The following is a 22,229-nucleotide window of genomic DNA, read 5'->3' on the forward strand; positions in this document are numbered from 1 at the left end:
GTGTTATTCTGCGCATCTCCCGTGGCTTCTTACTTTTAGCTGGCAATCACATGCGCGGCACCGTAATTAATCAACCATGACTACGCAGCACAACGCTCTGTCGCGGACTTCTCGTTCCGCATTTATTCTTTTCCTGTATCTGTTTGTCTCCGCTTTGCTGCCGTTTTCTGTGGCTCAGGCGGCGCAAAATAACGGCGATCTGCCTGCCAGGGCGGAAGTTCAGTCGCAGCTGGACACGCTGAATAAGCAAAAAACGCTAAGTCCCGACGATAAGCTCACCCAGAAAGATCTTACCGATACCCTTGAAATGCTGGACAAGCTCGACCGCGTGAAGCAGGAAACGGCCCAGCTTAAAACCACGGTCGCCCAGGCGCCGGATAAGCTGAAACAGGCTACCGACGCGCTTAACTCGCTCAGCACGCCAGCCGACGATGAAGCAACCCGTAAAACCCTCAGCACGCTCTCTCTGCGCCAGCTGGAAACGCGCTTGACTACGGTGCTCGATCAGCTGCAGTCGGCGAATAACGATCTTTCAACGCTGAATAGCCAGCTGGTGTCCCTGCAAACCCAGCCGGAGCGCGTGCAGAATGCAATGTACAGCGCTTCACAACAGCTGCTGCAGGTACGTAATCGTCTGAACGGCACCACGCCGGGGGAAGCGACGTTGCGCCCAAGCCAGCAAAATATGCTGCTGGTGCAGCAGGCGTTACTGAATACGCAGATTGAGCAGCAGCGTAAAAGTCTGGAAGGCAACACGGTATTGCAGGATGCGCTGCAAAAACAGCGTGACTACACCAACGCCAATATTGGGCAGCTTGAACACACGCTTCAACTGCTGCAGGAAGCGGTTAACAGCAAACGCTTAACGCTGACTGAAAAGACCGCGCAGGAAGCGGTAACGCCGGACGACGCCGATACCAGCGCGATACAGAACAACCCGCTGGTTCGTCAGGAGCTGGACGTAAACCACCAGCTCAGCCAGCGTCTGATCAACGCCACCCAAAGCGGCAACGAGCTGGTACAGCGCAATATCCGCGTCAAAAATTGGCTTGACCGCGCGCTTCAGTCCGAGCGTAACCTGAAAGAGCAAATTTCGGTGCTGAAGGGGAGTCTGCTGCTGTCGCGTATCCTTTACCAGCAGCAGCAAACGCTGCCGTCTGCCGACGATCTTGAAGATCTCACCAACCGCATTGCCGACCTGCGACTTGAGCAGTTCGATATAAACCAACAGCGCGATGCCATGTTCCAGAGCGACAGCTATGTCGACAAGATTGAAGAGGGGCATAAGAACGAAGTTAATGACGAGGTTCACGATGCGCTGATGCAGGTGGTGGACATGCGCCGTGAGCTGCTCGACCAGCTTAACAAACAGTTGGGTAACCAGCTGATGATGGCGATTAACCTGCAAATTAACCAGCAGCAGTTGATGAGCGTTAGCACCAGCCTGCAAAAAATGCTGACCCAGCAAATTTTCTGGGTAAACAGCAACAAGCCGATGAACTGGGAGTGGATTAAATCCTTCCCTGGGGCGCTGCACGACCAAATCAAGTCCATGAAGCTCGATATCAGCTGGCATAAGGTGCTGGACGGGCTGTTTATGTCGCTGTTTACCGCGCTGCCGCTGATGCTGCTGGCCGGTCTGTTGCGCTGGCGCTATAAGTGGATCGACAAGCAGCTGGCTAAGCTTGCTTCTGAAGTGGGGCAGCTGCGCACTGACAGTCAGCTCAATACGCCGAAGGCGATTTTGCTGAACTTCCTGAAGGTAGTGCCGTTGACGATGGCTATCCTTTCGGTAGGGCTGGTGCTGCTGTTTATGCAGCTGAATATCAGCGAACTGCTGTGGGCGTTTGCCAAAGAGTTGGCGCTGTTCTGGCTGGTGTTCGGTATGGCGTGGCGCATTCTTACCAGCCGTGGCCTCGCCGTCATCTGGTTCAACATGCCGGAACATCTTACCCGCCATTATCGCCGTCAGATTGTGCGCATCAGCTTTGCCTTGCTGCCGCTGCTGTTCTGGTCCGTTGTCGGCGAGCTGTCGCCGCTGCATCTGATGGACGACGTGCTCGGGCAGTTTATGATTTTCCTTAACCTGCTGCTGATAACCGGCCTGATTATCCCGATGTGCCGCGACAACTGGCGTGATAAAGAGTCTCATCCGCTGCGCCTGTTGACTATTACCGTGCTGTCCATCGTGCCGGTGGCTCTGCTGGTGCTGACCGCAACCGGCTATTTCTATACTACGCTACGGCTGGCGAACCGCTGGATAGACACGGTCTATTTGGTGATTATCTGGAACCTGATTCACCAGACGGTGATCCGCGGGTTAAGCGTTGCGGCACGCCGTATTGCCTATCGTCGCGCGCTGGCTCGCCGCCAGAATATGGTGAAAGAGGGCGCGGAAGGTGCTGAGCCGGTTGAAGAACCGCCGCTGGCGCTGGATCAGATTAACCAGCAGACGATGCGCTTAACTATGCTGCTGATGTTTGCCCTGTTTGGCGTGGTGTTTTACGCTATCTGGTCGGATTTAATCACCGTCTTTGCCTATCTGGACAGCATCGTGCTGTGGCACTACACCGGCAGCGAAGCCGGCGCGGCGGTGATGAAAAATGTCACCATGGGCAGCATTCTGTTTGCGCTGGTCGCGACGATGGTTGCCTGGGCGCTGATTCGCAACTTGCCCGGTCTGCTGGAAGTTCTGGTGCTTTCTCGTTTGAAGATGCGCCAGGGCGCGTCTTATGCCATCACCACTATCCTCAACTACGCGATTATCGTGATTGGGGCGATGACGGTATTCGGCTCGCTTGGCGTGTCGTGGGACAAACTGCAATGGCTGGCGGCGGCGCTGTCGGTGGGTCTGGGCTTTGGCTTACAGGAGATCTTCGGCAACTTCGTCTCCGGCCTGATTATCCTGTTCGAACGCCCGGTGCGCATCGGCGATACCGTCACCATCGGGACATTCTCCGGCAGCGTCAGCAAGATACGTATCCGTGCGACGACGATCACCGACTTTGACCGCAAAGAAGTGATCATCCCGAACAAAGCGTTTGTTACCGAGCGCCTGATCAACTGGTCGTTGACGGACACGATCACCCGCGTGGTGATCAAGCTTGGCGTGGCTTACGGCTCGGATCTGGATAAGGTGAAAGCGATCCTACTGAAAGCTGCGATGGATCACCCGCGTGTGATGCACGATCCGGAACCTGCGGTGTACTTCACGACGTTTGGCGCCAGCACGCTTGACCATGAGCTGCGTTTATATGTGCGTGAACTGCGCGACCGCAGTATCACCGTAGATGAGCTGAACCGCGCTATCGACAGGCTGTGCCGTGAAAACGACATCAATATTGCCTTCAACCAGCTCGAAGTGCATCTGCACAACGAGAAGGGCGAGGAGCTAACGGAAGTGAAGCGCGATCTGGGCAAAAACGGCGGTCTGCTGCCGCCGTCTGTCTAAGCGTGACAATCAGCGGGAAGCATTTTCTTCCCGCTGAGACTGCTGACAAAGTTCATTGAGCTTAAAAGGCCCGAACTTCGGTCTAATAAAAACAATGGATTATGTTCTCTGGTTTGCCCCAAACAGCCGAAAACCACGTTTTTCGGCTGTTTGTCATTAATCTGAGCGGGAAGCCGTTTCTTCCCGCTGTTTACGTAGAAAATCTTCACGAACGATGTCCAGCGCGGCAAGCGCGGTGTTTGTGGGGATCTGGTGCTCTTCAAGCAGCATAATTAAGTCGACGGCCAGCTTGACCTCGTCCGGGGCATTCTCTAAAGACATCCACTTTCCTTTTCGTTTATGGGTTAGCCTAAACCGCGCTCGCGTCTTTCAATCGCTCTTTCAATGCGGGCAAGGGCCTGGCGGCAGCGCTGCAGGCGGCCTTCCAGCGCGGCGAGTTCACGCTGAAGCTTTTGCTGACCCGCGAGCGTGGCCTGCAGTGAAAGCTGACTTTCGCGATCGCTTACCATCGCCAGCAGGCGTCGTTCGTAATCCTGGTGCGTGGCCAGTTTTTCGTACAGATTTTCTTGTACCTTTTGCTGTGGCTCGCTCTTGCGTAAATGCGCGGTGGCTAATTCCCGCTGCAGCGCCGCAATTTGTGCGACCAGTTTTTCTGCGATAAACGCCACCTGGTCAGTTTTACCGTGGCTGACGCTAAGCTGGAGCTGGGCCAGGTTAGCCTGCGCCTCTTGCAGATAATCTTTCAGCTGGGTGCTGTGGGTATGAAAGAGCTTACGGTCAAAGCGCGCCTGGTTTGCCCGCAGCAGGGCGACCGGCTCAACGGCGGCCGCCAGCTCGACGACCCGAGCTTCAAGGGCTTGTAACAGCGACGCAGTTTTCACAAAATGGCTCTCCAGGGATTGTCAGGGGTAACAGCATGAAGCGTATTATTTTAATCATCATCGGCTGGCTGGCGGTAGTGCTTGCCACGCTGGGCGTGGTTTTACCTTTGCTGCCCACTACGCCTTTTCTTTTGTTAGCGGCATGGTGTTTTGCTCAGTCTTCACCGCGTTTTCACCACTGGCTGCTTTACCGTTCGTGGTTCGGCGGCTATTTGCGGCACTGGCAGCAGTATCGCGCTATGCCGCCGGGCGCGAAACCGCGTGCGCTCCTGTTTATTCTTGTGACTTTCGCCGTCTCACTTTGGCTGGTGAAGATTCTTTGGGTAAGAATTTTGCTGTTGGTGATTCTCTGTGCGCTGCTACTCTTTATTGGGCGCATGCCGGTGGTTGACGCAAAGCAACAAAAGCAATAAACCGCAGCCGAAGCTGTTGCATTTGTTGCTGGCAGCCAGTAAATTCGACCGTTTTCGAGCACGGGTACGGCCGGTTAAGCATTAACCAGCGGTTCACATATGGGCCAACAGCGTACCCTGTTTAGTATCATGTTTTTAGCAGGCATAAACCGATGACCGCGACTGCGCAGCAGCTTGAATATCTCAAAAACAGCATTAAAAGCGTTCCTGATTATCCAAAACCAGGGATCCTGTTCCGTGACGTTACCAGCTTGCTGGAAGATCCGAAAGCATACGCCACCAGTATTGCTCTGTTAGTTTCGCGCTTCAAAGATGCGGGTATCACAAAAGTTGTCGGTACCGAAGCGCGTGGCTTCCTGTTTGGCGCACCGGTTGCGCTGGAGCTGGGCGTGGGCTTTGTACCGGTGCGTAAGCCGCGCAAGCTGCCGCGTGAAACGATCGCCGAAAGCTATGAGCTGGAATACGGCACCGACAGCCTGGAAATTCACGTAGATGCTATCGAACCTGGCGATAAAGTGCTGGTGGTTGACGATCTGCTGGCAACCGGCGGCACCATTGAAGCGACGGTGAAACTGATCCGTCGTCTGGGTGGCGAAGTGACCGATGCGGCCTTCGTGATTAACTTGTTTGATCTTGGCGGTGAGCAGCGTCTGGAAAAAATGGGTGTGAAAAGCTTCTGCCTGGTGCCTTTCCCGGGTCACTAAGCTTCTTCGACCACAAGCCTCGCCCAGCGGGCGGGGCTTATGTTAGCATTACCCTCTCAATTCACCTTTCCCGCGAACCAGAGCCTAACTCCAGATGAGCTACCAGGTCTTAGCCCGCAAATGGCGCCCACAAACTTTTGCTGATGTTGTCGGCCAGCAACACGTACTGACCGCGCTGGCTAATGGTTTGTCGCTGGGCCGCATTCACCATGCGTACCTTTTTTCCGGCACCCGCGGGGTGGGGAAAACGTCTATCGCCCGCCTGCTGGCGAAAGGGCTGAATTGTGAAACCGGCATTACCGCCACGCCTTGCGGCGTTTGCGATAACTGCCGTGAAATCGAACAAGGCCGCTTTGTCGACCTGATTGAGATAGACGCCGCCTCGCGTACCAAGGTGGAAGACACCCGCGATCTGCTGGATAACGTTCAGTACGCCCCGGCGCGTGGCCGCTTTAAAGTCTACCTGATTGACGAAGTGCACATGCTCTCGCGGCACAGTTTCAACGCGCTGCTTAAGACGCTGGAAGAGCCACCTCCGCACGTAAAATTCCTGCTGGCCACCACCGATCCGCAAAAGCTGCCGGTGACCATTCTTTCCCGTTGCCTGCAGTTCCACCTGAAAGCGCTGGACGTCGAGCAGATCCGCCATCAGCTGGAACACATTCTTGGCGAAGAAAAAGTCGTTAGCGAGCCCCGCGCGCTGCAGCTGTTAGCCCGCGCGGCTGATGGCAGCCTGCGCGACGCGTTAAGCCTCACCGATCAGGCGATTGCCAGCGGTGATGGTCAGGTGACAACGGCCGCCGTGAGCACCATGCTGGGCACGCTGGATGACGATCAGGCGCTGTCGTTGATTGAAGCCATGGTCCACGCCGACGGCCCGCGTGTCATGGCGCTGCTGAATGATGCCGCGGCGCGCGGTATTGAATGGGAAGCGCTGCTGGTAGAAATGTCCGCGCTGCTGCACCGCGTGGCGATGGTCCAGCTTTCTCCTTCCGCACTTGGCAGCGATATGGCGGCTATCGAACAGCGTATGCGTGAACTTGCGCGCGTTGTCCCACCCGCCGACATACAGCTTTACTACCAGACATTGCTGATTGGCCGCAAAGAGCTGCCGTGGGCGCCGGATCGCCGCATGGGCGTAGAAATGACGCTGCTGCGTGCATTGGCTTTCCACCCGCGTAAGCCGCTGCCGGAGCCGGACGTTCCGCGCCAGGCAGCAAGCATTCCGGTGATTAACCCGGCTTCGCATCAGCCGGCAACAAGGCAGCAGCAGGCGGCACCACCGCCGGGTCGGGAGGCTCCTCCGCTGCCGGACTCGACCAGCCAAATCCTTCAGGCGCGCAGCCAGCTGATGCGCCAGCAGGAGGCTGATAAAGCAAAAAAGAGTGAGCCGGCAGCGCAAAAACTAGCGCGGCCGGCAAAAAGCTCCGCGCTGGAACGTTTGGCTTCGGTAACCGAACGCGTTCAGGCGCGCCCTGCGCCATCGGCGCTGGAAAAACCAGCGAAGCCAGAAGCTTATCGCTGGAAATCACAAAATCCGACGGAAGTGGCGCCCGAGCCGGTTGCCACGCCAAAGGCGCTGAAAAAAGCGCTCGAGCATGAAAAAACGCCGGAGCTGGCGCAGAAGCTGGCCGAAGAGGCTATCGAGCGCGACGAGTGGGCGGCGGAAATCAATCAGCTGGTGCTGCCAAAACTGGTGCAACAGCTGGCGCTCAATGCATGGAAAGAGGCGGACGGCAACCGGGTTTGCCTGCATTTACGCCCGGGCCAGCGCCATTTAAACTCGCCATCGGCGCAAAAAACGCTCGCCGATGCGATGAGTTCGCTGCATAGCGAAGCGATAGAACTGACTATTATTGAAGATGAGAACCTTGCACGCCGCACGCCGCTTGAGTGGCGCCAGGCCATTTACGAAGAGAAGCTGGCGCAGGCGCGTGAGGCGATGAGCAGCGATGGCAATATTCAGACTTTGCAAAGATTCTTTGATGCCGAGCTGGATGAAGATAGTATTCGCCCAATTTGATATGTCGTTCTTCGGGCGGCATAGTGTAAAACCCCGATAGCCACTCTCGCATCCCGCGAGCGTTGGCCCGATGAAAGAGAGAAGATTATGTTTGGAAAAGGCGGTCTGGGTAACCTGATGAAGCAGGCCCAGCAGATGCAGGAAAAAATGGCCCAGGCTCAGGAAGAAATCGCCAATATGGAAGTTACCGGCGAGTCCGGCGCGGGCCTGGTGAAAGTCACCATCAACGGGGCGCACAACTGCCGCCGTGTCGAGATCGACCCAAGCCTGATGGAAGACGACAAAGAAATGGTTGAAGACCTGGTTGCCGCAGCCTTCAACGATGCCGCTCGCCGTATTGGTGAAGCGCAGAAGGAAAAAATGGCCGGTGTCTCCAACGGTATGCAGCTGCCACCGGGCTTCAAAATGCCATTCTGATGTTTTCCCGCCTTCTCCCGCCCGGGAGAAGGCCGTTTCCTCACTCTTCGTCCAGCGCCTGATAGCTCTCCGCCAGAAAATCAATCAACGCCCGCACCGCCGGTAACTGCCCTCGTCGGGAAGGGAAGACCACGTGAACAATCTCCATTCTTGCTCGCCATTCAGGTAGAACGTGAACCAGCTTTCCCTGCTCCAGAGCGTCGTTAAGCATCAGCTTCGGTAGCTGTACGACGCCAATGCCGTTGAGCGCCGCGGTTCGCAGCGCAATCATATCAGTCGTAATAAAGCGGGGTTTGTGGTGAACAATGACCTCCTGCTGCTCGGGGCCAAACAGGCACCAGCGGTAGGTTTGCTGTGGCCTGTCCAGCGCCAGGCTGGGCCAGTGGGCGAGATCCGTTGGTGCGGCGGGCATACCCAGGCGGGCTACCAGCTCCGGGCTGGCGACCAGGCACATGCTGCGCGTTGCCAGCTTGCGCATCACCAGATCGCTATCTTCCAGCGGCAGAGGCCGCACGCGAATAGCCAGATCGACGTTTTCGTTCAGCACGTCCACGCGCCGGTTGGTTTCCTCAAGCTGAATCACAATCTGCGGGTAGAGGCGCATAAAACGCGCCAGCATATCGCCGATGTGGACATGCAACAGCGCAATCGGGCAGGTGAGCCGAATCAGCCCTCGTGGCTCGGATTTCAGCGTGTCGATGGCCTCCTGTGCCGCTTCGGCTTCAATCATCATCGCCTTGCAGTGGCGATAGAAGATCTGCCCGGCCTCCGTGACGGTGAAGCTGCGCGTTGAGCGCTGTAACAGGCGGGTTTCAAGCCGCTCTTCTAGCAGCGCAATGCGGCGGCTCAGGCGTGATTTCGGAATGCCGATCGCCCGGCTGGCGGGGGAGAAACCGCCGTTGTCGACCACCTGCACGAAATACCACAGATCGTTGAGGTCCTGCATTTCTATTGTCCTGTTTATGGAACACTGAGTCTACTTTAGCACTCTACCGGACCGGGTGTCTGACGGGTAAGCTTTATCCCATCAGAACAACCTTTGTGGAGAGAATCATGAAATCAATTCTTGGCGTCTATACCGCACCGGCTTCCCACTGGGTGGGCGATGGTTTCCCGGTTCGTTCGCTGTTTTCGTACTCTAAATTTGCCGAGCAACTTAGCCCGTTCCTGCTGCTGGACTATGCGGGCCCGGCCGAATTTAAGCCGAGCAATAAAGGGCAGCGCGGCGTGGATCAGCACCCGCACCGCGGTTTTGAAACCGTGACTATCGTCTACAAAGGCGAAGTGGCGCACCGCGATAACGTGGGCAACGGCGGCGTGATTGGTCCGGGCGACGTGCAGTGGATGACCGCCGGGAGCGGGATCCTGCATGAAGAGTACCATTCTCCGGCGTTTAGCGAAGCGGGCGGCAGCCTGGAAATGGTGCAGCTTTGGGTTAACCTGCCTGCAAAAGACAAAATGACCGCGCCTGGCTATCAGCCGATTACCGACGGTGATATTCCGGTGGTCGATTTGCCGGACAAGGCCGGTAAGGTTCGCGTGATTGCCGGTGAGTTTGACGGGACCAAAGGCCCGGCCCGCACCTTCTCGCCAATGAGCATCTGGGATTTGCGCCTGAACCCGCAGGGCGTCACTCAGCTGGCGGTTAAAGACGGCTGGAACACGGCGCTGGTGGTGCTGAAAGGCACGGTGCTGGTCAACGGTGAAGAGGTGGCTCGCGAAGCGCAGCTGGTGGTGCTGGATGCCAAAGGCGACAGCGTAACTCTCGAAGCCAACAATGACGCGGTGGTTCTGCTGCTCAGCGGCGAACCTTTGAATGAGCCGGTTGTGGGTTACGGTCCGTTCGTGATGAACACCAGAGAGGAGATTCATCAGGCCATCGATGATTTTAACGAGGGCCGTTTCGGCAAAGACATCACGTAAACTTTTCCCCCGGCGAGCCTTCGTTCGGGGGATATCTTTTCCTATACCCATCCTCAGGGCTAATGTTAGGCTATAGCCCACTTTTTCTTACAAGCCCGAGCGATGCAAACCAGTCCTTTACTCTCAGCCCTTATGGAATCCCTGCGCTGCCTGCCCGGCGTTGGCCCGAAATCCGCCCAGCGTATGGCGTTTGCCCTGCTGCAGCGAGACCGCAGCGGCGGTATGCGTCTGGCTCAGGCGCTGACCCGTGCGATGTCCGAGATCGGCCATTGTGCGGATTGCCGTACCTTCACCGAGCAGGAAGTTTGCTCCATTTGTTCCAACCCGCGTCGCCAGGAAAATGGCCAGATTTGCGTGGTAGAAAGCCCGGCGGATATCCATGCCATCGAACAGACCGGTCAGTTCTCTGGCCGCTACTTCGTTCTGATGGGGCACCTCTCGCCGCTGGACGGTATTGGCCCGAATGACATCGGTCTTGACCGCCTTGAACATCGCCTTTCCAGCGAACCGATGAAAGAGGTGATTCTTGCCACTAACCCGACGGTGGAAGGCGAGGCAACCGCAAACTACATAGCCGAGCTTTGTTCACAGTACGGCGTTGAAGCGAGCCGCATCGCACACGGTGTGCCGGTTGGCGGCGAGCTTGAAATGGTGGATGGCACCACGCTGTCGCACTCGCTGGTGGGTCGCCACAAGATTAATTTTTAGCCGTCCGGAGGAGGTTTTTGCCTCCTCAAGCTTGAAAAGGCACAATTCGCTACCATATCCACCTCAACGTTTTCTTCATCCCGTTTGATTTTGTTGAGGTATCAATGACCATGAAAGGACAAGAGACCCGCGGTTTTCAGTCAGAGGTAAAACAGCTTCTGCACCTGATGATCCACTCTCTTTATTCAAATAAAGAAATCTTCCTGCGTGAACTGATCTCCAACGCCTCCGATGCGGCAGACAAGCTACGCTTCCGCGCGCTGTCGGACGCTAATTTGTATGAAGGTGACGGCGAACTGCGCGTCCGTGTCTCCTTCGATAAAGAGAAACGCACGCTGACCATCGCCGACAACGGCATTGGGATGACCCGCGATGAAGTGATTGATCATCTGGGTACCATCGCCAAATCCGGCACCAAAGCTTTCCTCGAGTCCATGGGCTCCGATCAGGCGAAAGACAGCCAGCTGATTGGCCAGTTCGGCGTTGGCTTCTACTCTGCGTTTATCGTGGCTGACAAAGTCACCGTTCGTACTCGCGCCGCCGGTGCCAGCGCGGAGCAGGGCGTGTTCTGGGAATCGGAAGGCGCGGGTGAATACACCGTGGCCGACATCGAGAAAGCCGATCGCGGCACCGAAATCACCCTGCACCTGCGTGAAGGCGAAGACGAATTCCTGGATGACTGGCGCGTACGCTCCATTATCAGCAAGTACTCTGACCATATTGCTCTGCCGGTTGAGATTGAACAGCAAGAAGAGAAAGACGGTGAAACCATCGTCAGCTGGGAAAAAATCAACAAGGCTCAGGCGCTGTGGACCCGCAGTAAATCTGACGTCAGCGAAGACGAATACAAAGAGTTCTACAAGCATATCGCCCATGACTTTACCGACCCTATTTCCTGGAGCCATAACCGCGTAGAAGGCAAGCAGGAGTACACCAGCCTGCTGTACATTCCTTCCCAGGCGCCGTGGGATATGTGGAACCGCGACCACAAGCACGGGCTGAAGCTCTACGTACAGCGCGTGTTTATCATGGACGACGCGGAGCAGTTCATGCCGAACTACCTGCGCTTTGTTCGCGGCCTGATAGATTCCAACGATCTGCCGCTGAACGTTTCCCGTGAAATCCTGCAGGACAGCCGCGTGACCCAGAACCTGCGTAGTGCGCTGACCAAACGCGTGCTGCAGATGCTGGATAAGCTGGCGAAAGACGATGCCGAGAAGTACCAGACCTTCTGGAAAAACTTCGGCCTCGTGCTGAAAGAAGGCCCGGCGGAAGATAACGCGAACCAGGAAGCTATCGCTAAGCTGCTGCGTTTCGCGACCACGCACGCTGATTCTTCAGCCCAGACCGTGTCGCTCGAAGAGTACGTCTCCCGCATGAAAGAAGGCCAGGAGAAGATCTACTACATCACCGCAGACAGCTACGCGGCGGCGAAGAGCAGCCCGCATCTGGAACTGCTGCGTAAGAAAGGCATCGAGGTTCTGCTGCTTTCCGATCGCATCGACGAGTGGATGATGAGCTACCTGACCGAGTTCGACGGCAAAGCGTTCCAGTCTGTGAGCAAAACCGACGAATCGCTGGATAAGCTGACGGACGAAGAGACCGAAGAAGCGAAAGAAGCTGAGAAAGCCCTGGAGCCGTTCGTGGACCGCGTGAAAACCCTGCTGGGCGAGCGCGTGAAGGAAGTGCGTCTGACTCACCGCCTGACCGATACGCCGGCGATCGTGACCACCGACAGCAACGACATGAGCACCCAGATGGCGAAACTGTTTGCCGCTGCGGGCCAGGAAGTGCCGGACGTGAAGTACATCTTCGAGCTTAACCCGGAGCATGCGCTGGTGAAACGCGCGGCGGATACGCAGGATGACGCGCAGTTCGGCGAGTGGGTTGAACTGCTGCTGGACCAGGCGCTGTTAGCTGAGCGCGGTCAGCTGGAAGACCCGAACCAGTTCATCCGCCGCATGAACCAGCTGCTGGTTTCTTAAGTCGGGTTGATAGACTGACAAAAACCACCTGCATCGGCAGGTGGTTTTTTTTTCGCTTAAATTTGGGGGCGTGGCAATCACCTTAAAAATAAATGATATAAAAGTAAGGTTATTTCACTGCCGTCATATGAGTGTCTGAAATTGAATTTCAGCTATGATAGCCACTTTATTTTGCTTTCCCAGCCTTTAAGTTCCATGCACTGATTAAATAACCGGTCGCGGCTTTCGCTATTCACGTCCATCACATAGCTTTCTATTTCAGGCTTTTTTACCGCCCTGGTTTTCTCGCCGTCACAATCATCTTTTTTTGTACAGGCTTCATAGTAAGTGGTGTACTTAGTCCGCTGTGCAACCTCGTTCCTCACCGGAAAAGCCTGCTGGGCCTGGGTTTCACAGGCAGCACGGGCGCTGGTGTATTCCTGCGCGTTACTGCGGGTTTTTACCCACTGTGACGTGCACCCGCTTAGCAGCAAACAACAGATGATGGCAATTAAGGTCTTATTCATGGCGGGTGCTCTTCCTCTTAGCAAAATAGATCTCCTCGTTGACAACCCGGCGCTTTGTACAGACGCCCGAACGCATCAAACGTAATTATAATTGCCGCACATAAACCTTATATATATAGCCCCATCCTTTTCATGAATCCTGGTGGATGCATGAATCATTCCGGCGCTGTTTGCTGCCGCTAGAGAAATAAAAACGCTATTCGGCTGAACCGATTCTGGCTTAATCGGGAGTGGGAGAGTGCCCGTAATCCAGGCGGAATCGAGGCTTCGGGGCTTATCCTTACCCCCTCCCTTCCTTGTGATGATACCGCCTTTAGTGGTATGGTTTTCGCCTCAAATTCGATTGAATAGTTAAACGTATGGGGAATTACGCAATGCGTATCATTCTGCTCGGCGCACCGGGCGCAGGTAAAGGGACTCAGGCTCAGTTCATCATGGAGAAATACGGTATTCCGCAGATCTCCACCGGTGATATGCTGCGTGCTGCGGTCAAATCTGGTTCAGAACTGGGTAAACAGGCCAAAGACATCATGGATGCTGGCAAGCTGGTGACCGATGAACTGGTTATCGCCCTGGTTAAAGAGCGCATTGCGCAGGAAGACTGCCGTAACGGTTTCCTGCTGGACGGTTTCCCACGCACTATCCCGCAGGCTGACGCCATGAAAGAAGCGGGCATCAACGTTGATTTCGTGCTGGAGTTCGACGTTCCGGACGAGCTGATCGTTGACCGTATCGTAGGCCGTCGCGTACACGCTGCTTCCGGCCGCGTTTACCACATCAAATTCAACCCGCCTAAGGTTGAAGGCAAAGATGACGTGACCGGCGAAGAGCTGACCACCCGTAAAGACGATCAGGAAGAGACCGTGCGTAAACGCCTGGTGGAATACCATCAGATGACCGCGCCGCTGATCGGCTACTACTCTAAAGAAGCGCAGGCGGGTAACACCCAATACGCTAAAGTTGACGGCACGCAGGCCGTGGCTGACGTTCGCGCAGAGCTGGAAAAAATCCTCGGATAATTTCCCGCTGCGACAATCAATACCAGGGCATGTCCTGGTAATATTGATGACAAACAGCCGAAAAACGTGGTTTTCGGCTGTTTGGGGTAAACCAGAGAACATCATTCATTGTTTTTATAAGATCGGCGTTCAGATTTTTTCAGGACAATAGACTTTGTCAGAAGCAAGTACCAGGGCATGCCCTGGTATTTTTTTGCCCGAAATTTCCCCTCTTGCTGTAATCGGTTCTCGTTTCGCTCTTTTACGTTACAATTGACGGCAATTTATAGATAAGGGGTAGGAATGAATCAGGAAAAAATTGGCATCTTACTGGCTAACCTTGGCACGCCGAGCGCCCCGACGCCGGCGGCGGTCAACCGCTATCTTCGCCAGTTCCTGAGCGATAAGCGCGTGGTGGATACGCCCCGCCTGCTGTGGTGGCCTTTGCTGCGCGGCGTCATTCTGCCGCTGCGTTCACCGCGCGTCGCCAAACTCTATCAGTCCATCTGGATGGAAGAGGGTTCGCCGCTGATGGTTTACAGCCGTCGGCAGGAGAAGGCGCTGGCGCAGCAGCTTCCACATACGCCGGTTGCGCTGGGGATGAGCTACGGCGAACCGTCGTTGAAGAGTGCCGTAGATGACCTTCTGGCGCAGAACGTCACGCACATCGTGGTATTGCCGCTTTACCCTCAGTTTTCCTGCTCAACCGTCGCGGCGGTGTGGGATGAGCTGGGGCGGATCTTCGCCGATTATCGCAGCCTGCCTTCTCTCTCCCTGATTCGTGACTATGCGACCGACACGGCGTACATCAACGCGCTGGCGGCCTCGGTCAAACGTTCCTTTGCCGAACACGGTGAGCCGGACGTTTTGCTGCTGTCTTACCATGGTATTCCCCAGCGTTATGCAAACGAAGGCGATGACTACCCGCAGCGCTGTCGCGACACCACGCGCGAGCTGCTGAGCGCCCTTGAGCTGCCGCCGGAAAAAGTGATGATGACCTATCAGTCACGTTTTGGCCGTGAACCGTGGCTGATGCCGTATACCGACGAAACGCTGAAAATGCTGGCCGAAAAGGGCGTGAAGCATATTCAGGTAATGTGCCCTGGCTTCTCCGCCGACTGCCTGGAAACTCTCGAAGAGATGGCGGTGCAGAACCGGGAAGTGTTTATCGAGGCGGGCGGCACGAAATATGAGTATATCCCGGCGCTGAATGACGATCCGGCGCACATTGACATGATGGTTCAGCTGGTGGACAGGTATCGCTAAATAGAATCCTGTGGCGGGGAATGCTACTATTCTCCGCCTTATTAGCCAGCCCGTAACGACACCATGAAATTTCCCGGTAAACGCAAATCCAAACACTACTTCCCCGTCAGCGCTCGCGATCCGCTATTGCAGCAAACCCAGCCTGAAGCTGAAAATGGTTCCTCGTGGGTGGTCGGCATCGATCAAACGCTGGTGGACATTGAAGCCAAAGTGGACGACGAGTTTGTGCGGCGCTATGGGTTAAGCTTTGGCCACTCTCTGGTGATTGAAGATGATGTCGCCGATGCGCTCTACAAAGAGCTGGTTAATAACAACCTGATTACCCACCAGTTTGCCGGGGGCACCATCGGCAATACCATGCACAACTACTCGGTGCTTGCCGATGACCGTTCCGTGCTGCTCGGCGTGATGTGCCGTAATGTTGAGATTGGCAGTTACGCCTACCGTTACCTCTGCAACACCTCCAGCCGGACCGATCTCAACTATTTACAGGGCGTTGATGGCGCGATTGGCCGCTGTTTCACGCTCATTGGTGAGCAGGGTGAACGTACTTTTGCCATTAGCCCTGGCCATATGAACCAGCTACAGGCGGACAGTATCCCGGAAGAGGTTATCGCAGGGGCTTCGGCGCTGGTGCTCACCTCTTATCTGGTTCGCTGCAAACCCGGTGAGCCGATGCCGGACGCCACCATGCGTGCGATAAGCTGGGCGAAAAAATATAACGTTCCGGTTGTTCTGACGCTGGGCACCAAATACGTGATTGCCGAGAACCCGGCCTGGTGGCAGGCGTTCCTGCGTGAGCACGTATCGATTCTGGCGATGAACGAAGAGGAGGGTGAGGCGCTAACCGGCGAAAGCGATCCGCTGCTGGCCGCCGACAAGGCGCTGGACTGGGTTGACCTGGTGCTGTGCACCGCCGGGCCGGTCGGGCTTTATATGGCGGGCTACACCGAAGAAACCGCGAAACGTAATACCCAACATCCTCTGCTGCCGGGCGCTATCGCTGAATTTAACCAGTATGAATTTAGCCGCGCGATGCGCCTGAAAGACTGTGCTGAACCGCTGCGTATTTACTCCCATATCGCCCCTTACATGGGCGGCCCGGAGAAGATAATGAACACCAACGGGGCAGGTGACGGCGCGCTTGCGGCGCTGCTGCACGATATCACCGCGAACAACTATCACCGCAGCAACGTGCCGAACTCCAGCAAGCACAAGCTGACCTGGCTGACTTATTCTTCATTGGCGCAGGTATGCAAATATGCTAACCGCGTTAGCTATCAGGTGTTGAACCAGCATTCTCCACGCCTGACGCGCGGCCTGCCCGAGCGGGAAGACAGCCTCGAAGAGTCTTACTGGGAACGCTAAGCTGAAGAGCAGAGCCTGAAGAAGGCTCTGTTTTTTTGAAGCGGGCAGGCGCTAAACCTGCCCCAAAGCGAACTAACCCGTCACCGCTTCCTGCACAACCGGCGGGACCAATAGCCCCAGCATAGTATTGGCAATCTCTCTTTCACCCATCACAACCTGATTAGCGCCACGCTCGGTGATGTAATCCACTTCGTCGTCGTAATGCGCGCGGGCGATGATCTCGATATCCGGGCATTTTGCCCTGGCCGTCGCGACGATTTCACCCGCCTCGTAGCCGTTAGGGATAGTCAGCAGCAGCCAGCGCGCGCAGTCCAGGTGCGCCAGATTCATGATCTCTTCGTTAGCGGCATTGCCCAGCACGGCGCGGATGCCTCGCTCGCGTAGCTCGTCCACGCGGCTGCGGGAGGTTTCAATCACCACCAGCGGCACACCTTCGGCAAGCAGTTTTTCGCCCAGCAGGCTGCCGACGCGGCCATAGCCGACCAGCAGCGCGTGGTTGCAGATATCCACCGGGATTTGCTTCTCTTCTTCGATAGCCTCTTCCAGCGTCTGCTCGTCCAGCGTCTCGGTTTTTTCAAGATAGCGCTCAAGGATAGCGAACAGAATTGGGTTCAGCATAATCGACAGAATTGCCCCCGCCAGCACTAAATTCTGCCCCGTTTGTGGCAGCAGGTTCAGCGCCATGCCGAGGCCGGCCAGAATAAAGGCAAACTCACCAATTTGCGCGAGGCTGGTGGCGATGGTCAGCGCGGTACGCTGGGAATGGCCGAACATGCGTACCAGCAGGAACGCCGCCAGAGACTTACCGAAGATGATGATGGCCAGCGTGCCCAGCACCGCCAGCGGCTCCTGAATCAGAATAAGCGGGTCAAACAGCATCCCGACGGAGACAAAGAACAGCACCGCAAAGGCGTCGCGCAGCGGCAGCGTGTCGTGCGCCGCGCGGTGGCTGAGTTCTGACTCGTTCAGCACCATACCGGCAAAGAAGGCACCCAGCGCAAAGGAGACGTCAAACAGCTCAACCGCACCGAATGCGATGCCGAGCGCCAGCGCGAGGACCGAAAGGGTAAACAGTTCGCGGGAGCCGGTGGCGGCGCTGCGAGCCAGAATCCACGGCACAAGGCGACGGCCCACCAGCATCATCAGGGCGATAAAGGCGGCGACCTTACCGATGGTGATAGCCATATCCAGGCTCAGGGAAGCCAGCCCGACGTCGCCTTTTTCCAGCATGCCGGCCACCGCCGGCAGCAGCACCAGCGTCAGCACCATCACCAGATCTTCAACAATCAGCCAGCCAATGGCTATCTGCCCTCGCTGGGTGTCGATTAGCTGCCGTTCCTCAAGCGCGCGCAGCAGTACCACGGTGCTGGCGGTCGACAAGCAGAGGCCAAACACGATGCCGGTCATCAGTGACCAGCCCATCAGCCAGGAAAGCGCCATGCCCAGCAGCGTCGCGACGCCAATCTGCGCGATCGCTCCGGGGATGGCGATGGCCTTTACCGCCATCAAATCCTTCAATGAAAAATGCAGCCCGACGCCGAACATCAGCAGAATCACGCCTAATTCCGCCAGCTCGGGGGCAAGTTTGGTATCAGCAACAAAACCTGGCGTAAAAGGTCCCGCCAGCACGCCGGCTAATAAATAGCCCACCAGCGGAGATATGCGCAGCTTATTCGCCAGCATACCGAGTAAAAAAGCGAGCACGAGACCACCAACAATGGTGGTGATAAGCGGTGTGGCGTGATGCATTCCGTCTCCTTTGGTTGGCCGATGTTCCAAAACGTTCTGTTACACAGTTTATGACAATTTCCTTATCGGCGTTTATGAATAATTGTTGAATCTTGAATAAAAGGCGCATTTCGATAAAAAAAAGGGCCTGAGTAGCATTTAACTCAGTTATGTGGGGGAGTCGCTGAAGCTGTGTGGGGAGGGGAGGCGGCCAAAGCAACACTTTGGCCGGTAAAAGTCAGGATTTATGGCGATTATCGGGCAGGAATATTGTCATAATACCGAGCAATGGCAGGAAGGCACATATTTTGTAGACCAATTCGATGCTGGTGTAGTCGGCAATCAGCCCAAGTACCGCGGCACCGAGGCCACCCATCCCAAAGGCAAATCCGAAAAACAGCCCGGAAACCATACCGATACGTCCAGGTAACAGCTCCTGAGCGTAGACCAGAATGGCTGAGAATGCCGAGGCCAGAATAAAGCCAATGATCACCGTCAGTACCCCAGTCCAGTAAAGCGAAGCGTAGGGTAAAACAAGGGTAAATGGCGCGACGCCGAGGATTGAGCCCCAAATCACGTATTTTCTACCAATTTTATCCCCTAATGGCCCGCCGATAACCGTCCCCGCCGCGACGGCAAACAGGAAGGCGAACAGGTGGATCTGGGCGTTTTGTACCGATAATCCGAATTTTTGCATCAGGTAGAAAGTGAAGTAGCTGCTGATGCTCGCCATATAGAAGTATTTAGAGAAGATCAGCAGCAGCAAAATAGAGACCGCCAGGATAACTTTGTTGCGCGGCAGCGGGTTGACCACCGGCACGGCAGGGCGGCTTTTCGCAATTTTGTGCTGAGCGGAATACCAGCGGCTGATTTGCAGCAGGACCACAATTGCCAGCAGGGCAGCAAGAACAAACCACGCCACGTTGCCTTTGCCGTAAGGCGCGATAATAACTGCCGCCAGCAAGGGCCCCAGAGAGCTGCCGAAGTTGCCGCCCACCTGGAACAGCGACTGCGCCAGCCCGTGACGTCCACCGGACGCCATACGCGCCACGCGCGAGGATTCCGGATGGAACACCGACGAACCGGTGCCGACCAGCGCCGCAGCCACCAGAACCGCCGGGAAGCTACCCGCCAGCGCCAGCAGCACCAGGCCGCAGAGGGTAAAGCACATGCCAATCGGCAGCGACCACGGCATCGGGTATTTGTCGGTGTAGTAGCCCACCAGCGGCTGCAGCAGCGATGAAGAAAGCTGGAAGGTCAGGGTTATCATCCCGATTTGCATAAAGCTCAGGGAGAACTCGGCCTGTAGCAGGGGGTAGATAGCCAGAATAAGCGATTGGATCATGTCATTAAGCAGATGGGAAAGGCTTATAGCGCCGAGTATCCCAAATGCGGTGCGCGCTTTTTTTTGCTCCGGGGGTGTGCCCGGCTGGGTGAGGGTTTGAGAGCTTGCCATAATTACCTGTACAAACGGTTATTGTTTTTAGAGCGGGCGACGCAGGAAATCGCCCGGAAGAAATTCTTACCCTGCTAACATACGCGTGCGGGGGATTTGAAGAAAGTCGCATTTCGGAAAAGTTAGTTGTCTATCCTGGCCGCTATCTGGTATTTCTGCGCAGTTACATTTTGACATGGAGATGGGCAATGCGTTTTGCTACTAAAACAATAACCACGGCGCTGCTGGTGGCATTGAGCTTAACCAGCGCCTCTGCGCTGGCCTGGGAAAAAGACAAGACCTACAAAATTACGATTCTTCACACTAACGATCATCACGGCCACTTCTGGCGTAATGAATACGCGGAGTACGGTCTGGCGGCGCAAAAAACGCTGGTAGACAGCGTGCGTAAAGAGGTTGCAGCCGAGGGCGGCAGCGTGCTGCTGCTGTCGGGCGGTGATATCAACACCGGCGTGCCGGAATCTGACCTGCAGGATGCCGAGCCGGACTTCCGCGGCATGAGCCTGATTGGCTATGACGCCATGGCCGTCGGTAACCACGAATTCGACAACCCGCTCTCCGTGCTGCGCCAGCAGGAAAAATGGGCGAAGTTCCCGCTGCTGTCCGCCAATATTTATCAGAAAAGCACCGGCGAACGCCTGTTTAAGCCGTATGCGATTTTTAAACCCCAGGGCATCAAGGTGGCGGTTATCGGCCTGACCACCGACGACACGGCAAAAATCGGTAACCCGGAGTACTTTACCGACATCGAATTCCGTAAGCCTGCGGAGGAAGCTAAACTGGTGATTCAGGAGCTGCAGGGCACCGAAAAACCAGACGTGATTATCGCCGCCACCCATATGGGCCACTACGATAACGGCAACCACGGTTCGAATGCGCCGGGCGATGTCGAAATGGCAAGAAGCCTGCCTGCCGGGGCGCTAACGATGATTGTGGGTGGTCACTCACAGGATCCGGTCTGCATGGCGGGCGAGAATCAGAAGCAGAAGGATTACGTCCCGGGGACGCCTTGCGCGCCGGACAAGTAAAACGGTACCTGGATTGTTCAGGCGCACGAGTGGGGGAAATATGTTGGTCGCGCGGACTTTGAGTTCCGTAACGGCGAGATGAAGCTGGTGCACTATCAGCTGATCCCTATCAACCTGAAGAAGAAAATCACCTACGACAACGGGCAAAGTGAGCGCGTACTCTACACCCCGCAAATCGCGGAAAACCAGCAGATGCTCTCCCTGCTGACGCCGTTCCAGAACAAAGGCCAGGCGGCGCTGAAGGTGAAAGTGGGCAGCGTGAACGGACACCTTGAAGGGGACCGCAGCAAGGTGCGTTTTGTGCAGACCAACCTGGCGCGCGTATTGCTGGCGGCACAGATGGCGCGAACCAACGCGGACTTTGCGGTGATGAGCGGCGGCGGCGTGCGTGATTCCATCGAAGCCGGGGATATTACCTATAAAGACGTGCTTAAGGTGCAGCCGTTCGGCAACACCGTGGTCTACATCGACATGAACGGCAAAGACGTTGAGGAGTATCTGACGGCGGTGGCGCAGAAAACGCCGGACTCCGGCGCCTACCCGCAGTTCTCAAACGTGAGCTTCACCTCAACCGGCGGTAAGCTGAGCAACCTGAAAATCAAAGACCAGCCGATTGACCCGGCGAAAACCTACCGCATGGCGACGCTGAGCTTCAACGGCACCGGCGGCGATGGTTACCCGGAAATCGATAAAAAGCCGGGTTACGTCAACACCGGCTTTGTGGATGCGGAAGTCCTGAAACAGTACATCGAACAGAACTCACCGCTGGACGTGAATGCTTACCAACCGAAGGGTGAGGTGAGCTGGAACTAAGCGTTAATCGCGGCGGGCGATATCGGCGAAACTGGCATCCAGCAGCTTCGCCAGGTCGTTTGCCGCGAGTTCGATATCCAGTCCGCGCTTGCCGCCGGAAATGTAGATGCTGGCAAACGCTTGTGCCGGCGTATCAATCACCGTCGGTAAGCGCTTTTTCTGCCCAAGAGGGCTGATGCCCCCAACCAGATAGCCGGTGATCCGCTGCGCGACCATCGGGTCCGCCATTTCAACCTTCTTCACGCCCAGCGCCTTCGCGACCTTTTTCAGGTCAAGCTGCCCGGCAACCGGCGTCACCGCCACGGCCAGGTGTTTCATGTCGCCATTCAGCGCCACCAGCAGCGTTTTATACACCTGGTCGGCGTTCAGCCCCAGCTTGCGAACCACTTCGTCGCCAAAGTTGGTTTCCAGCGGATCGTGCTCATAGGCATGAATTTGAAAGCTGATTTTGTTCTTTTCGAGGAGTTTTACCGCGGGAGTCATGGTTTCCTTCTTTATTCGTTGTTTTGAAAACGCACAAAATAGTAATCATAGTGATATACTTGACGAGTAATATAGCGC

18 protein-coding genes, 1 pseudogene and 1 other annotated feature are annotated in these 22,229 nt (G+C 55.9%); of the genes and pseudogenes, 12 read left to right on the plus strand and 7 right to left on the minus strand.

What is annotated here, in order from left to right:
- Positions 1–76: 76 nt before the first annotated feature.
- A complete protein-coding gene (gene mscK, locus VGM55_RS12860; RefSeq protein WP_154187849.1) occupies positions 77–3,451 on the plus strand; it encodes a mechanosensitive channel MscK in 3,375 nt (1,124 codons plus the stop codon).
- Between the two features lie 156 nt (positions 3,452–3,607).
- On the opposite strand, the gene rsmS is transcribed toward mscK, so the two are convergent.
- Together rsmS and priC are read right to left on the minus strand one after the other, a co-directional pair.
- Positions 3,608–3,772: a pleiotropic regulatory protein RsmS gene (gene rsmS, locus VGM55_RS12865; protein ID WP_154187848.1), complete on the minus strand. Its 165-nt coding sequence runs from the start codon at positions 3,770–3,772 to the stop codon at positions 3,608–3,610.
- Between the two features lie 23 nt (positions 3,773–3,795).
- Entirely contained in the window at positions 3,796–4,332 is a 537-nt protein-coding gene (gene priC / locus VGM55_RS12870; protein ID WP_331635666.1) for a primosomal replication protein, read from the minus strand.
- Between the two features lie 35 nt (positions 4,333–4,367).
- On the opposite strand from priC, the gene VGM55_RS12875 reads away from it, so the two are divergent.
- The 4 genes from VGM55_RS12875 (at position 4,368) to VGM55_RS12890 (ending at position 7,889) form a co-directional block, all read left to right on the plus strand.
- Complete coding sequence (locus VGM55_RS12875) at positions 4,368–4,745, plus strand: DUF454 family protein (protein WP_154187846.1); 378 nt, start codon at positions 4,368–4,370, stop codon at positions 4,743–4,745.
- A 152-nt stretch (positions 4,746–4,897) separates the two neighbouring features.
- Positions 4,898–5,449: an adenine phosphoribosyltransferase gene (gene apt / locus VGM55_RS12880; RefSeq protein WP_154187845.1), complete on the plus strand. Its 552-nt coding sequence runs from the start codon at positions 4,898–4,900 to the stop codon at positions 5,447–5,449.
- A 94-nt stretch (positions 5,450–5,543) separates the two neighbouring features.
- Complete coding sequence (dnaX, locus tag VGM55_RS12885; RefSeq protein WP_154187844.1) at positions 5,544–7,472, plus strand: DNA polymerase III subunit gamma/tau; 1,929 nt, start codon at positions 5,544–5,546, stop codon at positions 7,470–7,472.
- Positions 6,808–6,872: a sequence feature (DnaX frameshifting element), on the plus strand. (Overlaps the previous gene by 65 nt.)
- Positions 7,473–7,559: 87 nt before the next feature.
- The gene (locus VGM55_RS12890) at positions 7,560–7,889 is read left to right on the plus strand and encodes a YbaB/EbfC family nucleoid-associated protein (protein ID WP_008460260.1); all 330 of its coding nucleotides are present in this window, start codon (positions 7,560–7,562) and stop codon (positions 7,887–7,889) included.
- A gap of 40 nt (positions 7,890–7,929) precedes the next feature.
- Here VGM55_RS12890 and VGM55_RS12895 read toward each other — a convergent pair whose 3' ends face one another.
- The gene (locus tag VGM55_RS12895) at positions 7,930–8,835 is read right to left on the minus strand and encodes a LysR family transcriptional regulator (RefSeq protein WP_331635667.1); all 906 of its coding nucleotides are present in this window, start codon (positions 8,833–8,835) and stop codon (positions 7,930–7,932) included.
- A 107-nt stretch (positions 8,836–8,942) separates the two neighbouring features.
- Here VGM55_RS12895 and VGM55_RS12900 point away from each other — a divergent pair, with 107 nt between their 5' ends.
- The 3 genes from VGM55_RS12900 (at position 8,943) to htpG (ending at position 12,505) form a co-directional block, all read left to right on the plus strand.
- Positions 8,943–9,812, plus strand: coding sequence for a pirin family protein (locus tag VGM55_RS12900; RefSeq protein ID WP_331635668.1), 870 nt, complete (start codon positions 8,943–8,945; stop codon positions 9,810–9,812).
- Between the two features lie 102 nt (positions 9,813–9,914).
- A complete protein-coding gene (recR, locus tag VGM55_RS12905) occupies positions 9,915–10,520 on the plus strand; it encodes a recombination mediator RecR (protein ID WP_154187841.1) in 606 nt (201 codons plus the stop codon).
- Positions 10,521–10,630: 110 nt separating this feature from the next.
- Entirely contained in the window at positions 10,631–12,505 is a 1,875-nt protein-coding gene (gene htpG, locus VGM55_RS12910) for a molecular chaperone HtpG (protein ID WP_154187840.1), read from the plus strand.
- A 152-nt stretch (positions 12,506–12,657) separates the two neighbouring features.
- Here htpG and VGM55_RS12915 read toward each other — a convergent pair whose 3' ends face one another.
- The gene (locus tag VGM55_RS12915) at positions 12,658–13,011 is read right to left on the minus strand and encodes a hypothetical protein (protein WP_154187839.1); all 354 of its coding nucleotides are present in this window, start codon (positions 13,009–13,011) and stop codon (positions 12,658–12,660) included.
- A gap of 374 nt (positions 13,012–13,385) precedes the next feature.
- Here VGM55_RS12915 and adk point away from each other — a divergent pair, with 374 nt between their 5' ends.
- The 3 genes from adk to VGM55_RS12930 all read left to right on the plus strand — a co-directional run bounded on the left by adk (position 13,386) and on the right by VGM55_RS12930 (position 16,643).
- Positions 13,386–14,030, plus strand: a complete 645-nt coding sequence (adk, locus tag VGM55_RS12920; protein WP_039305499.1) for an adenylate kinase — start codon at positions 13,386–13,388, stop codon at positions 14,028–14,030.
- Between the two features lie 282 nt (positions 14,031–14,312).
- Complete coding sequence (gene hemH, locus VGM55_RS12925; RefSeq protein ID WP_154187838.1) at positions 14,313–15,275, plus strand: ferrochelatase; 963 nt, start codon at positions 14,313–14,315, stop codon at positions 15,273–15,275.
- A 63-nt stretch (positions 15,276–15,338) separates the two neighbouring features.
- On the plus strand, positions 15,339–16,643 hold the full coding sequence (locus tag VGM55_RS12930; protein ID WP_331635669.1) for an inosine/guanosine kinase: 1,305 nt from the start codon (positions 15,339–15,341) through the stop codon (positions 16,641–16,643).
- A gap of 72 nt (positions 16,644–16,715) precedes the next feature.
- Here VGM55_RS12930 and ybaL read toward each other — a convergent pair whose 3' ends face one another.
- Together ybaL and VGM55_RS12940 are read right to left on the minus strand one after the other, a co-directional pair.
- Positions 16,716–18,392: a YbaL family putative K(+) efflux transporter gene (ybaL, locus tag VGM55_RS12935; RefSeq protein ID WP_154187836.1), complete on the minus strand. Its 1,677-nt coding sequence runs from the start codon at positions 18,390–18,392 to the stop codon at positions 16,716–16,718.
- Positions 18,393–18,609: 217 nt separating this feature from the next.
- Positions 18,610–19,827, minus strand: coding sequence for an MFS transporter (locus VGM55_RS12940; protein ID WP_154187835.1), 1,218 nt, complete (start codon positions 19,825–19,827; stop codon positions 18,610–18,612).
- Positions 19,828–20,015: 188 nt separating this feature from the next.
- On the opposite strand from VGM55_RS12940, the pseudogene ushA reads away from it, so the two are divergent.
- Positions 20,016–21,668, plus strand: a pseudogene (gene ushA / locus VGM55_RS12945) (bifunctional UDP-sugar hydrolase/5'-nucleotidase UshA).
- A gap of 3 nt (positions 21,669–21,671) precedes the next feature.
- Here ushA and ybaK read toward each other — a convergent pair.
- Positions 21,672–22,151, minus strand: coding sequence for a Cys-tRNA(Pro)/Cys-tRNA(Cys) deacylase YbaK (ybaK, locus tag VGM55_RS12950; RefSeq protein ID WP_331635670.1), 480 nt, complete (start codon positions 22,149–22,151; stop codon positions 21,672–21,674).
- Positions 22,152–22,229 lie beyond the last annotated feature (78 nt).

Source organism: Cedecea sp., from assembly GCF_036500665.1.
Taxonomy (GTDB): Bacteria; Pseudomonadota; Gammaproteobacteria; order Enterobacterales; family Enterobacteriaceae; genus Cedecea.